Here is a 14,863-nt window from a genome sequence, read left to right as displayed (position 1 = left end):
AGTAAAATAGTGCAAATAATTATGAAAATATTAAATTGATTCCGCAATTGCCTAATGTTAAAATAATATAATAATCGCAATGTGGCGGTATAGGCTCGGTCTATGGTCAATTAATCGGATGCGCCCTTTAGCAGGGCCGCAGACGTTTAGCTTATGAGTGGCAAGTAGCAGGCCGATGCGCCTCGCTGACTACCATTCTATGATAAAATAAGCCAAAAATGAAGCGTAATGCGTATTCATTCATGCTTGTTTTCAACATGTTCACGCTAGCCCAAAAATCTTCTCATAGAAAGGTTGCACACAATGAAAGAACATATTTTGGGATTGCCGCCGAAGCAGGGGCTCTATGATCCGCAATTTGAGAAAGATGCTTGCGGCATGGGCTTTGTGGCCAACATCAAGGGAATTAAATCGCACAAGGTCATCCGCCAAGCGCTGATGCTGCTCGAGAATATGGAGCATCGCGGCGGTCAAGGCAGCGAACCGAACACAGGAGATGGAGCAGGTATTTTGCTTCAAATTCCGCATGCTTTTTTTGCAGCTGAGTTGAAGAAACAAGAGATCGAGCTTCCTGCCCCAGGGCAATATGCCGTAGGTATGATATTCATGCCGCAGGATGAAGCTGCTCGCAGCGCTATTGAGCATGAAGTGGAATCGATTGTTCGGGAAGAGAACCAATCGCTTATTGGATGGCGTACAGTTCCGACAGACGATAAGAAGCTAGGTGAATCAGCACTGGCTGTTAAGCCTTATGTTCGTCAGCTGTTCATTGGCATGAACGCAGACTTGAAGGACAATATGGCGTTCGAACGCAAATTATATGTCATTCGCAAGCGCTCTGAGCTTGCCATACGTTATGCTGGCAAAGAAGGCGGCAATATGTTCTATTTCTCGAGCTTGTCCTCGAGAAAGATCGTCTACAAAGGGATGCTTACAACAGAGCAGGTTCGCTCGTTCTACACGGAATTGAACGATGAGTCGGTCGTTTCTGCGATGGCGCTTGTTCACTCCCGTTTCAGTACGAACACATTCCCTAGCTGGGAACGCGCGCATCCTTTCCATTATATGATCCACAACGGTGAGATCAATACACTACGCGGCAACGTGAACTGGATGCATGCACGTCAAACGCTGTTCGCAACTGAACTTTTCGGTGACGATATCGAGAAGATTAAGCCGGTTATTAACCCTGACGGCTCTGACACGGCGATGTTTGATAACACATTGGAATTTCTGTTCTTATCCGGCCGCTCTATGGCACATGCTGCGATGATGATGGTTCCAGAACCATGGTCTAACCATGAGAACATGAGCGATGAGCGCAAAGCATTCTACGAATACCACAGCACCTTGATGGAGCCGTGGGATGGACCAGCGGCGCTTGGCTTCACGGATGGTGTGAAAATCGGCGCAGTGCTTGACCGTAACGGTCTTCGTCCTGCTCGTTACTATGTAACGAAGGATGATCATATCATTCTCGGCTCAGAGGCAGGAACCGTTGAGCTTCCGCCAGAAGATATTTTATACAAAGACAGACTGCGTCCTGGACGTATGCTGCTAGTTGATACAGAGAAGGGCCGTATCATTTCTGATGAAGAAGTGAAAGCGGAGATTGAGACGGAGCATCCTTATCGTGAGTGGCTGAATGAGCATCTCGTTGATTTGGAAGATCTTCCAGATGCGCCGGAGCTTCCTGAACCGAATCACGAGACTGTCCAAATGAGGCAGCAAGCATTCGGCTATACGTTCGAAGATGTTCGCAAAGTGCTTGAGCCAATGGCCGGCAGCGGCGCTGAGCCGATCGCTTCGATGGGCTACGATGCACCTCTTGCAGTATTGTCTGAACGCCCACAGCGTTTATACAATTACTTCAAGCAGCTGTTTGCTCAAGTTACGAACCCGCCGATCGATGCAATCCGTGAGGAGATCATTACGGCAACAGGGACAACAATTGGACCAGAGCGCAACTTGCTCAACCCGGAGCCAGAGAGCTGTCGCCATATCAAACTGGATACGCCTATTCTATCCAATGAGCAATTCGCTAAGCTGCGCCATGTGCGTCGTCCGGGCTTCCGTTCTATTACGCTTCCGATCTTCTTCGCTGCGAATGAAGGCGAGGCGGGTCTCCGCGCTGCGTTAACGCAAATGTGCGAAGCGGCTGACCGCGTAATTGCTAAAGGACATAACTTGCTTATTCTATCTGATCGCGGTGTAGACAAGGATAATGCTGCTATTCCGGCTTTGCTTGCGGTATCGGCATTGCATCACCATCTGATCCGTCAAGGTACGCGTACGAAGGTTGCCATACTGCTTGAGTCGGGCGAGCCGCGCGAAGTGCATCATTTTGCTTTGCTGCTTGGTTACGGCGTAAGTGCGGTTAATCCTTACCTTGCATTCGAAACGCTTGACGATATGATTCGTCAAGGTATGCTTCGCGGCGTGTCGCATGACAAAGCTGTGAAAAACTTTATTAAAGCCGCCACAAAAGGCGTTATCAAAATATTGTCCAAAATGGGAATCTCGACGATTCAATCTTACCGCGGTGCTCAGATTTTCGAAGCACTCGGCTTGAAAGAGGATGTCATTAATCAGTACTTCACAGGGACACCATCACGGATTGGCGGTATCGGTCTCGATGTTATTGCCGATGAATCGTTGAAGCATCACAATCGTGCGTTCGCTGAGCAAGAGGGAAGCGAAAAGGAACTTGATTCCGGCGGCGATTATCAATGGCGCAAAGACGGCGAGGATCACTTGTTCACGCCACAGACGATCCATACGCTCCAAATGGCTTCGCGTGCCAATGATTACAAGCTATACAAAAAGTTCTCATCCCTTGTTCAGGGTGAAGACAAGAAGCATTTGACACTGCGTTCGCTCCTTCAATTTAAGGGAGGTCGTCAGGCCGTTTCGCTGGATGAGGTTGAATCGATCGAATCAATCGTGAAACGTTTCAAGACAGGCGCGATGTCATTTGGTTCCATTAGTAAAGAAGCGCATGAAAGTCTCGCGATCGCGATGAACCGTCTTGGCGGCAAATCGAACACAGGCGAAGGCGGGGAAGACCCGGCTCGTTTCATTCCAGACGCGAACGGCGATTCAAGGCGCAGTGCCATTAAGCAGGTTGCATCTGGACGTTTCGGCGTAACGAGCAATTACTTGGTAAATGCTGACGAAATTCAGATCAAAATGGCCCAAGGCGCTAAGCCTGGTGAGGGTGGTCAACTACCTGGTCTTAAAGTATATCCTTGGGTAGCTGAGGTACGCGGTTCAACACCTGGCGTAGGACTTATTTCGCCGCCGCCGCATCACGATATTTACTCGATTGAGGATTTGGCAGAGCTTGTACATGACTTGAAAAATGCGAACCCGCGCGCACGAATTAACGTTAAACTCGTTTCTGGTGTTGGTGTTGGTACGATTGCGACCGGTGTTGCGAAAGGCCGTGCAGATGTTATCATGGTCAGCGGTTATGATGGCGGTACAGGGGCATCCCCAATGGGTTCTATCCGTCATGCAGGTTTGCCGTGGGAGCTTGGACTTGCTGAAACGCACCAAACACTCATGCTGAACAAATTGCGTGATCGTGTCGTTCTGGAGACAGACGGAAAAATGATGAACGGCCGTGACGTAGCGATTGCTGTGTTGCTTGGCGCCGAAGAGTATGGCTTCTCGACAGCACCGCTTATCGTGCTTGGCTGTATTATGATGCGTGTGTGTCAATTGGATACTTGTCCAGTTGGTGTCGCAACGCAGAACCCTGAGCTACGTAAAAAATTCATGGGTGACCCGAGTCATGTTGTTAATTACCTGCGCTTCATCGCTGAAGAGCTGCGTGAGATTATGGCTGAGCTTGGCTTCCGTACGATTCAAGAGATGGTCGGACGCGTTGATATTCTTGAAACGAAGCAGCTCCTTGAGCATTACAAAGCGAAAGGCATCGATCTGTCGGGCTTGCTCTATGAAGCGGATCTGCCTAAGGATGCGGTACGCTACAATATTCAAGAGCAAAATCACGGTCTTGAGCTATCGCTTGATATGCAGCAGCTTGTTCCACTCGCTCAAGCAGCACTTGAGAGTGGTGAACGCGTACGCGGTACTTTCCCAATCTTGAATACGAACCGTGTTGTCGGTACGATTCTTGGCAGCGAGGTTACCCGGCGTTACGGTGCAGCAGGCTTGCCTGAAGATACGATTTCTTATCATTTTGTTGGTACAGCGGGACAAAGCTTCGGTGCATTCGTACCGAATGGCATCACGCTGTCGATTGAAGGGGATTCGAATGACTACGTCGGTAAAGGTCTTTCTGGCGGTAAAATTATCGTAGCTCCATCTCCTAAGGCAACGTTTGTAGCTGAAGAGAACGTTATTATCGGCAATACTGCCCTCTATGGCGCGACTAGCGGCCAAGCGTATATCCGCGGTGCAGCAGGTGAGCGCTTCGCAGTCCGCAATAGTGGAGCGAATGTAGTCGTTGAAGGTGTTGGCGACCACGGCTGTGAATATATGACAGGCGGACGCGTTGTTATTCTCGGTAACACAGGACGTAACTTTGCAGCCGGTATGTCTGGCGGAGTTGCTTACATCTATGATGAGAAAGGCGATTTCTACAACCATTGCAACTTGGAGATGGTATTGCTGGAGCGTCTTGAAGATTCACTTGATGTTGCAGAGCTGCGAGGACTGGTTGAAGCACATGTTCAATATACGGAAAGCGCCATTGGCTCCCGTGTGTTGAATGAATGGGAGACTTCATTGTCGAAATTCGTCAAAGTTATTCCTAAAGATTACAAACGTATGCTTGAACAGATCCGCAAGGTCGAAGATAGCGGTCTAGTGGGCGAAGAAGCTTTGCTTGCAGCTTTCGAAGCGAACAAAAAAGAGCTTGCACGAGCAGGCGGCAAATAAATCATTCTAGTATGTAATTAAACATTCTAGATAAGGGACTGTCCCAGAAGCAGCTTAAGCTGCTTCTGGCGACAGTCCCTTTTGTTTTTCGACAAAATGTCACTAAATTAGAAAAAACCCGCACCCATTAACCGACAAATTCCATCCGGCGGGTCGGGTATAATGATGTTAATATTTCTATCATTATCAATGATTTTATGAGGAGCCTTACTATATGATAGTCGCCTCCCTGTCTCTTTGTCCGCACCCAATTAATAAACAGCTTTGTTTCTTCGGCAGTAAGTAACCGACCATCTATAGTCAAATGATATTTTTCCAGCAGCTCATCATCAGATATCTCTAGCCCATCGACAAAACTTCGTACATTATGGATAAGCTTCTGATTGGGACCAACGTTCTGCCTACCAAATAATCTACCGTAACTTGATATGAATCAGCAAACTTCGATAATGTTTCAGAATCGGGCTCCCTTCGATTCTTCTCATAATGAGATATGGCTGCGCGTGATATACCAAGCGCGAGAGGTATGCAACTGCGTCCATTTCCGCTCATCTCGGAGTGCAGCAAGCCGATTACCGATATTCATGAAACTCCCCAGTGCCTAACAAGACTTGTCTCTCTATTCGAATACGTATATAGCAATAATCCATACTTTTGCGGAAATTCATGAGGATAAAGAATCAAATTTGTAATTAGGTATGATGGAGGAATGGAATATGGCGACGAATGCAAACGATACAACTCGCGCCCACATCAGGCTTCGCTTCATAGAAGGCGTAAAATCAGAATTAAGATTAATTAGCAAGGACGGTCAACAGTTGACCGCCTCGACTACTACAGTGCTTCTGCTCAATTTAAGTCAGAATGGTTTATGTTTTTTATCGGGCTTGCATTTGCCCGTCCAGCATAATTATTTCGTGGAATTTCGGATGACGATTTCGAATGTTCAGATTATGGTTAGAGGCAAAATTGTATGGAATGCCAAACAAGACAACCAGTATGCTCATGGTGTCCGATTCGAGTGCTCCAATACGCTTCGTTCTTTAATCATTGGCGTAATGAACCAGGAGATATTGGAGAGGCAGCCTCAGCAGCAAAAAATTCATTATTTATATAGCCGATTGTTGAATACGAAAAGGCTGCATTACAGCGGTTAGGCCTACTCTGAATCATTCGGAATAGACCTGTAAGAAGGAGGAAAAGGGATTGAAAATTATACTATTATCCGGGGGATCGGGTAAAAGGCTATGGCCCTTATCGAACAGCAGCCGAGCCAAGCAATATCTGTCAGTTCTGGAAGGGCCGGATGGAAAAATAGAATCCATGCTTCAGCGATTATGGCGACAGCTCGATGAAGCAGATTTGCAGGAGCATACACGTATTGCGACTTGCAGGGGACAGTTAGAGATTTTGCAAAGGCAGCTGGGATTGGAAGCTCCTGTCATTATTGAATCGGAGCAACGAGACACCTACCCTGCGATAGCACTTGCCTCTGCTTACTTGTATTCGATTGCCGGTGTATCATTAAGCGAAACCGTTATTGTCATGCCGGTTGATGCATATGTTGATAGTGAGTTCTTCACATTTATAAGAGGGATTCCTAAGCTTGTGAGAGAAAGCCGTTCAGAGCTTCTCATGGTTGGGACAAGACCTTGCTGTCCATCAGAGCAATACGGATATATCATTCCGGATGCGTGTCGTCATAGCAGAGAGGACTTGTACGAGCAAACGGTGAAGAAGTTTAAGGAAAAACCATATGAGCGTGAAGCGGAATCCTTAATGAAGGAAGGCGCGTTATGGAATACAGGTATTTACGCCTTTCAGCTTGATTTCATGATTACGCTGCTTATGAATCGCGGATTGCCGATCCATTATGATGAGTTGTATAAACAATACTATAGATTGCCGAAAACGAGCTTCGAGACTGAAGTTACGCAAAAAACAACAATGCGTTCGGTTATACGTTATGAAGGTTGTTGGAAGGATCTTGGAACCTGGAAAACATTATCACAAGAAATCGCTTTTGAGAGAATGGGTGCTGGCGTTATCTCCAGTGACAGCGAGCAATCTCAGCTGTTTAACGAGCTGGATATCCCAATCTCCATTATTGGTTTGAATAATATCTTTGTTGCGGCAAGTCCCGATGGCATCCTCGTTGCCAGTAAATCTGCTGATTCGATGCTCAATGCGAAGCTGCAGACGATGAATGAACGGCCTAAATATGAGGAAAGACGCTGGGGTCATTCCAAGGTTGTGGATTCAGCTGTACTTGCTTCTGGATTACATAGTGTCACCAAGCGTTTATTTATTGCAGCCGGCCACAATACGAGCTATCAAATGCATTTCAGACGCAAAGAAGCATGGACAGTATTATCAGGAGAAGGCATACTTATCCTTGATGAGATGTATAGGCATATTGCTCCAGGAGATACGGTCACGATTCCAGAGCGAGCCAGACATAGCGTGCGTGCCACTGTAAATATGGAGTTGATTGAGGTACAGACAGGCGAGCAAGTTACAGATGATGATATTATTAGGCTCGGCGTCACTTGGGATGAAATTACGAGTCAAATAAATATGGTATAAGATATCTATAGCACTCATAAAAGTGGATACAGTCATTACGAAAGAGAGAGGGAGCGATCTATCGGATGATATGTTCAAAGGACCGTTTTTATTGCGTTAGTTGCGGAGAGATGCTTACTAATCCTGAGGCGGATATTTTGTTCCGAACAGGTTTTTTCCGAGTGGTACATCCAATGGGGTATTGCTTAGTATGCAGCGTGGAGCAGGATAAGCTGGATGCTATAGTAGAAACAGCGGGTAAGACCAGTAACTATGACTATAAAATGTTCCTTCGCGCAGATGCGAAAGTTGCCGAACATGTTATACAACCTTATCGAACGAATGATCATTCCAGCCTCCATTCTGCAGCTCAGCTGTAGATGGAGGTGTTTCTTTTGTTAACTTCCAATTGTTTCCTTGATGGTTTATAATGAATAAGATTTGGATTTTTGAAGGAGGAGCACAACTATGGAGCAGACAATTGTGAAACTGCATAACGTAACGAAAAAAATCGGCAAAAGAACGATAATTGATCGGCTGACACTTGATTTGCCGCTTGGAGAAGTATTTGGCTTCCTTGGACCGAATGGTTCCGGCAAAACGACTACGATTCGCATGATGGTGGGTCTAATGTCGCTTACTGATGGAGAAATTACAATTGGCGGTCATAGCATTACGAAAGAGTACGAGAAAGCAATTCGTCATGTCGGAGCAATCGTAGAGAATCCTGAAATGTATAAGTACTTGAGTGGCTATGACAACCTTATCCATTACGCTCGAATGATACCAGGCATTACAGAGCATCGCGTACATGAAGTGGTTAAGCTAGTCGGACTTGAAGGGCGAATTCGGGATAAGGTAAAAACCTATTCACTAGGCATGCGTCAACGGTTAGGCGTTGCCCAGGCAATCTTACATAAACCGCAGCTTCTTATACTGGATGAGCCGACGAATGGCTTGGACCCTGCTGGCATACGTGAGCTTCGTGATTATCTGCGCATGCTGTCGAAGGATGAAGGTATTGCGGTATTCGTTTCCAGTCATTTGCTGTCCGAGATGGAGTTAATGTGCGATCGTGTCGCCATTATTCAGAATGGAAAGCTGATTGACGTAAGAACAATTAAGGGCAAAGATGCAGTCACAGACAGCAGCCGTGTAGTCATTGAAGTTGATCAGCAGAAAAGTGCTATGGAGGTACTGCGTGCTGCTGGTTTCGTAGGCGAACATGTTGGTACGGAAGCTGTAGCTGTTGAAGCAGACAAGGAAAGTACGGCTGCTATTAATGCGTCGCTTGTAGCCGCAGGTATTAAAGTATACGGGATTAGAGCGCAGGTCAAAACACTGGAAGATCAATTCCTGGAAGTGACTGGAGGCGAACGAATTGGGTAATTTTATGCCGCTGATTCAGAATGAGAACATGAAGATTTACCGACGTCCCCGGACTTGGGTAATGACAGGGATATTAGTCTTACTCGTACTAACAATATCGATTCTATGGCTTATATTCGGCGAAAGAAGCAGCACTTCGATGTGGGATGTAGCTTTTATGGAATCTTCCATTTTGTTTTTACTTGTAACGATCTTCACGGTAGTTATTGCTGCTGGAGGAGTTGCGGAGGAGTTTACGAGTGGCACGATTAAATTGCTGCTGATCCGTCCTTGGTCACGTTCGAAAATATTATTGTCAAAATATTTATCGATTATAATATTTGCTCTTATGCTTGCTGTCGTATTGTTCGCCAGCACATTGCTTATAAACTGGATTTGTTTTGGAATCAATGCAAACCCGGAAGTTAAAGCAACCTTTGTAGGATTAGAGGGCGTGAATCCATTCTCCTATATGTTGAAGTATTATGGACTGACACTGATTTCACTAGTAGTAACGGTAACATTAGCCTTTATGTTATCCACGATTTTCCGCAGTAGCGGTCTTGCAATTGGATTTGCTCTTTTCCTTCTACTCGGAGTGAATAGTTTCATCGGGCTCATTGCATTGCTTGGTTATAAGTGGGTTGATTACTTATTATTTGTCCACCTGAATTTGACTCAGTATTTGGATGGTAATCCGATGAGGGAAGGTATGACTCTTGGTTATTCCTTAGGTGTGCTGGGTGTCTATTATGTCTTGTTTATTGCATTAACTTGGTATGTCTTTAATAAACGTGATGTCGCTTCATAGGTAGAACGTGAACGGAACCTCAAAGCTGCTCCTGCTGTATAGGCTTCTTCTAGAAGCTTATATCAGGAGCAGCTTTTTTTATTGTTTAAGAAACTATACAAATCTAAGATTGTGGGAAAATCTATTGAAATCAAAGAAAAAGGGAGATTGGCATAGAGAAGCGTGAGACATGGAAAAAACGAGGAATAGTATAACAGATCTTTAAGGATCACTTTCATGGATTCCGGGAACTCCACACTAATTGATTCCAGATGCAGTGAAGAAAGCGACATGATGCGGAACGAAGAATATGGATATGCAAGAAATGATGTAGGGGTTGTACAGAAGGGAAATCAGAAGCCATGTTTGTGTGTTTCACGTATAGAAGTCGGTTTTGTCATGAATGTGGGAAGAAATACACTGACGACTGGGCAGAAAAGCAGCAGGTGCGAACCCTGAATATTCCTCATCGCTATACGGTCTTTACCGTACCGTAAGAATTGAGAAAATACTCTTTTACGTATCGTGGTAAGTTGAATGAAATAAACAGAAAAGTGGCGAAGGGAGCGTTAAATCGAAATAAGCACTGGAAGAGCGTGGCGTATATTTTTTATACTTACCTGAGAAAGTTATGACAGAAACTGCAGCTGGACTTATTGTTAAAGTGTTACCCAGAGAATGCGAAAGTAAAAACGTTAGTTAATATAAGTATGTTTCTAAGTCGACGTAGAAAAAATGAAGGATACTCGTGGAGCGGCCAAGTATATAGGTCGTTATTTGGCATGCAGTCTATGGACGAATTTATTGTTATGATGAGGAAACAGAACGAGCATATAAAAAGAAATAGGGGATTCCTTCCAATGAACGAAAGAAAGACAAGTGCATAATATTTATTTCTGTTTTCGAATCCAGGCGAAAAAAGGTGGTAGCTAATAATTTTGTTTGATGCTATAATTCCAATGTTTAATATGTTTGAAAAGGGGCTCATATGAAAAATTATCGGATTATAGGGATTATTTTATTCGTTTCCATTCTTGTCTTATATTATTATGGACTCTCTCTCAGAGTACCTATGAACTCCGACGGAGCAACTGGAGTTCTACAAGCAAAAGAAATGATTGATGGTAATCTATTTCTGCGTAATTGGTATTTATCAACTGGGGCTTACATCACTACCGATTTAGCGCTTTATGCCATGCTCATACCAGTTCTCGGCTTTTCCACGAAAGTTATATTCTTAGGGACTTCATTTTTTTATGCAGGGATGGTTATCTTATGTATGTGGCTTAGTGGTAAAAATGGGAGTGAATTCTCATACAAACGAGCCTTTATTACCTTCCTTATAATAGGAGCGCCGGTTTCATTTTCAGCTAATATCATATTTTCTGGGCCAATGCATGTAAGTTCTTTAATGTATTGTCTTATAGCTCTTTTGGTTTGGGAAAATGCTAAAAATATTTATGTGAAGTACGGTGTGTTTTTCGTGTTTCTCACTTTGGTATTAATATCTGATCCATTTGCACTTTGGTTTTTTGTTTTACCTTTTGTACTTGCATGTGTCTATCAAGCGTTTCGAGATAGACGAGAGTTAATTTCATTAGGAATGGTGATTTTATCCTATGTTGCATCAAAAATAATATTAAAAGTCATTGGGTTTGACATCCCAAGCATAGGGGCGACACGGTTTTTACAGATTGATGAATTCAAACTAAATTTATCTTTAACAGTAGAGGGAATTTTAGAACTATATGGTGCAAATTTTTTCGGTAAATCAATCTCCTTTACAACACTAATAATTTTAATTCACTTAATTATTTTGCTTCTTGTCGTCTTTGTTATGTATCTCGGTATTAAAAAAGTGATTAGAAACAAACCATCGACATTAGAACTATTTCTTATTTTAGCAATAGTTATTAATGTAGCGGAGTATATTGGAAGCAACATGGCAGTCAACTTAGCCACAACTAGGTACATCCTACCTGCTTTTGTATTTGTCTCGATATATCTCGGAAAGTATGCCATTGAACGTTTAGATAACAAAAAAATAAGAACTGCTGTATCAATTACTTATGTGATTTTTTTCGTCACATCATTACAAAGCGTAAGTTATAACAAACCTATCACTCCATTTACTGAAGTGGTGGATTTTTTACAAAGCAAAGGTTTGAAATATGGGTATGGATCGTACTGGAATTCCTCTATCATTACATTAGAAAGTAATGATGCCGTAAAAGTTAGACCCATAATTCATGATCAGGATACAACTCCATTTGAATGGCTTTCTAAAACTGATTGGTATAAAGAACCTGCTAACTTTTTAATATTTGATAGTACGAACTGGGGAAATATTAATAAAGAAAACGCTGAAATTAAGTTCGGAATTCCGGATAACACATACCAGTTTAAAGATTATACAATCTTACATTGGGATAAGGATATATCAAGAATACTAATAGATTAAGAGCCGAATGGCTCTTTTTTTATGTATGCCACTATCCTAATCCAAAAATAGTGACGAAAAACAGCCCGCAAGGCACAAACTATCTGTGCCTGCGGACCGTTCACTATGTGAATTGAACATCACTATTGAGCAGCAGCTAACTCTAGCTGAGAGAGGGCTTGTTCAATCGCTGGTGTAAACGCGAAGGAACGTCCCTGCTGCTGTTCTGGAGGCAATTCAGACAACTGATTAATTCTTCTCTCTATCTCGTTAGAGAGGTCGTTAACACGCTGAGAATACTTATTGGCATCGGCCTGATTATTATCCGTTATTGCTGTCTCATAGGCTTTGACATAGGAGGTTATTGCTGCCTCATACAGCTTAATATCCCAAGGGAACTTATTCAGACCTTCATCAATGACATTAAGTGATGCATCGAAGGAGCCTTTAACTTGTAATAAACGATATTGTGACATAAGCAGACCGCGGTTATAGGGATCCGATTCTCTTCCAAGATTGACCGTTTCGATAGCATCTTCCAATAAGGAATCGCTATTCGTTTGCGTATAGGCCTGCTCCAGCCAATCGGCTTTCGTAACTGCAAATGCCGAGTGAGCAGATGATGCAGCAATGGCTTCATTTAACATAGGCATCAATTGATCGAGTGGTGTCTGCTGATGAACGGCAAGTGTATAGGCTTTATTATATTTATTAATTGCACTGGTTTCACTAGCTGCCATGACGATTGCAAATAAGGATAAAAGTACCAACAGGGAAGGGAAGACAAGCTTCACCCATCCACGTTCTGTCAATGCCTTCAGCTTATCACGGTTAAATGTTAGCTTGCTTCCATAAGGAGCGAGCATAGCGCCTAAGCTGATAAAAACAATCGCGCTAATATAGATATAACTCATATCGAAGTCAATGGCACTGTGCATGAGCAGTCCTAATGAGAAGATGAAAAAGATCAAATGGCTGCCGCGAAGCTCAGGGTGCCGAATGAATTTTCTAATATACAGGGTATAGACGAATACAAGTAGTGCGATAAGTGCGATTAGTCCTAACCAGCCGCTCTCTACTAGAACTTGAACAAAAAAGCTATGAGACTGTCTACTCCAATAAGGATTATTCTGATATTGCTCGAACATCGATTGCCAAGCACCGCCCCCACCGCCGAGCAAAGGATAATCTTCGGCTACACGAAGCCCATCCTTATAGAAGGTTAAACGTTCAAGTACGCTGTGCTGCTGTAAATTGATGTTTTCAAAACGATTAGCAATCTTCTCTGGCAACAGGCCGCGAATAGTACTGCTGCTTAAAAGACTGCCAGCGATAATAGCTGCAAGAACAAGAGAAATGACCGGTACAGCGGCGAAGGACCATTTGCGAGTAGACAGCTTGCTCAGTTTCGTTTCAATCCAAGCGCTAGCTTTGGCATGATAGAACATAATGAAACCAACAGTGATAACGCTGCCGAGTAAGAGAAGTCCCCAATTCTGCAAAGGCAATGAGCTGAACAAGGAAATCGGACTTTCTGCTTTCGATTCTGTAGGCTGTACGAGTAAAGCAATGGCATCGGCGTTAGTCGTTAGTTTCCCTAATATAGCCATTGAGATAATTACGGAGAGTACCATGAAAATAAGGTAGGCGATTTGCTTCGTAAAACGCAGGAAGGGCAGCAATATTAATACCAAAACTGGAATGACGACAATAGCTCCGCGTGAGTAGGTGAACATAAACGAAATCCAGATCGGTACCAGCATCGCTGCATGCACGATTCGCGCAGAGGGACGAATACAATGCACGGCATAATAGAGGCTAACTAAAAATAAAGCAGCGAGAAAGCCCGCATATGTATTGGAATATTGAAAAACGGATGATAGACGGTAGCCGTCATGAGCGAGCCAGAGTGCGTCTCTATAATACATTTGTCCAAACAAATTGAATATGCCAAATAGAACAATTAAATAGGAAGAGAACACAAGTGCATATTCAATTACTTTACGTGATTGTACAGATTCGGCTAAATAAAGACTGGAAATAAATAACGCAGCCATAAGGAAAAAGACAAGTATCATGAATTTAGCGTAATAATCAGATACTGCTTGAAAGGAGGATAACCAATAAATTAGCGGTAGAACCATGACAGCAATCGACAAAATCCCTCGGTAGCTGTGGTGCTGTGCATTACGGTATGCGAAAGCTGCAGTTATAATGAGCAGTACATAACCAAAGATAACGGCGCTATAGATAGGCTTCTCGAAAGCAAGCTCATACCCATTAAACAGACCTTTCTCATACGGGAAAATAATTAAAAATAAGGCGATACCAATCGTTCCGATCCATCTAAGCAGCGTAACATCAGCTGCTGCGGTGGGTATACTGCTTTTTGCATTCGTTCGTGCACTCATTCGTAAGTACTCCTCATCCATAGTTATATGTATAGAAAACGGTTTGCTTCTGTTAGTAGTTTAACAAATGGGGGGGGAGAATGCTAGAATAGGAGGGGAATATTTGTATGTTGTTTACAAATTTGTAGGGATTGGGGTTTGTCGAATGAGGCGCCTTTTCGCATAAATTCTACAATTTGTTTGGTTTTGGCAGGAGAATAAGGTATGAATATGGAAGGAACTTTGGTAAGATAACGAGGATACTCAAAACTTTTTTTTCTGTGGAAATCATTTTATTTGCAACCTTTATATAATGAAAAATGTTTATATAGTGTGGAATCTGAATAAGAACTGTATTTTCGTATAGATAAATAAAAAGATTTTTGGTGGTGGTTTGTATTA

The 14,863-nt window shown here is 43.4% G+C and carries 9 protein-coding genes and 1 pseudogene; 8 read left to right on the top strand and 2 right to left on the bottom strand.

Annotated features, from left to right (window positions below):
* The first annotated feature begins 303 nt into the window (after positions 1-303).
* Positions 304-4,908 carry a glutamate synthase large subunit gene (gltB, locus tag FGT79_RS23345; protein ID WP_138755255.1) on the top strand — a complete coding sequence of 1,535 codons (4,605 nt, stop codon included), beginning with the start codon at positions 304-306 and terminating at the stop codon, positions 4,906-4,908.
* Positions 4,909-5,247: 339 nt separating this feature from the next.
* On the opposite strand, the gene FGT79_RS32425 is transcribed toward gltB, so the two are convergent.
* Positions 5,248-5,460 carry a helix-turn-helix domain-containing protein gene (locus FGT79_RS32425; protein ID WP_342778517.1) on the bottom strand — a complete coding sequence of 71 codons (213 nt, stop codon included), beginning with the start codon at positions 5,458-5,460 and terminating at the stop codon, positions 5,248-5,250.
* Positions 5,461-5,624: 164 nt separating this feature from the next.
* On the opposite strand from FGT79_RS32425, the gene FGT79_RS23335 reads away from it, so the two are divergent.
* The 7 genes and pseudogenes from FGT79_RS23335 (at position 5,625) to FGT79_RS23305 (ending at position 12,092) form a co-directional block, all read left to right on the top strand.
* Positions 5,625-6,065: a PilZ domain-containing protein gene (locus tag FGT79_RS23335; RefSeq protein ID WP_171056403.1), complete on the top strand. Its 441-nt coding sequence runs from the start codon at positions 5,625-5,627 to the stop codon at positions 6,063-6,065.
* 49 nt (positions 6,066-6,114) lie between these two features.
* Positions 6,115-7,494 carry a sugar phosphate nucleotidyltransferase gene (locus FGT79_RS23330; protein WP_138755253.1) on the top strand — a complete coding sequence of 460 codons (1,380 nt, stop codon included), beginning with the start codon at positions 6,115-6,117 and terminating at the stop codon, positions 7,492-7,494.
* A 110-nt stretch (positions 7,495-7,604) separates the two neighbouring features.
* A complete protein-coding gene (locus tag FGT79_RS23325) occupies positions 7,605-7,853 on the top strand; it encodes a hypothetical protein (RefSeq protein ID WP_171056402.1) in 249 nt (82 codons plus the stop codon).
* Positions 7,854-7,941: 88 nt separating this feature from the next.
* Complete coding sequence (locus FGT79_RS23320) at positions 7,942-8,862, top strand: ABC transporter ATP-binding protein (protein WP_138755251.1); 921 nt, start codon at positions 7,942-7,944, stop codon at positions 8,860-8,862.
* Positions 8,855-9,652, top strand: a complete 798-nt coding sequence (locus FGT79_RS23315) for an ABC transporter permease (protein ID WP_138755250.1) — start codon at positions 8,855-8,857, stop codon at positions 9,650-9,652. Before FGT79_RS23320 ends, FGT79_RS23315 begins: the two co-directional genes overlap by 8 nt.
* Before the next feature lie 329 nt (positions 9,653-9,981).
* Positions 9,982-10,128: pseudogene (locus FGT79_RS32640) on the top strand (transposase zinc-binding domain-containing protein); the annotation flags it as partial.
* Positions 10,129-10,619: 491 nt separating this feature from the next.
* Positions 10,620-12,092, top strand: coding sequence for a hypothetical protein (locus FGT79_RS23305; protein ID WP_138755248.1), 1,473 nt, complete (start codon positions 10,620-10,622; stop codon positions 12,090-12,092).
* 122 nt (positions 12,093-12,214) lie between these two features.
* On the opposite strand, the gene FGT79_RS23300 is transcribed toward FGT79_RS23305, so the two are convergent.
* Positions 12,215-14,482 carry an O-antigen ligase family protein gene (locus tag FGT79_RS23300; RefSeq protein ID WP_171056400.1) on the bottom strand — a complete coding sequence of 756 codons (2,268 nt, stop codon included), beginning with the start codon at positions 14,480-14,482 and terminating at the stop codon, positions 12,215-12,217.
* Positions 14,483-14,863 lie beyond the last annotated feature (381 nt).

Origin of the sequence: Paenibacillus sinopodophylli, from assembly GCF_005930355.1 — a bacterium.
Taxonomy (GTDB): Bacteria; Bacillota; Bacilli; order Paenibacillales; family Paenibacillaceae; genus Pristimantibacillus; species Pristimantibacillus sinopodophylli.
Note: the sequence above shows the minus strand (reverse complement) of the source record. Positions and strands in the feature narration are given on the sequence as shown.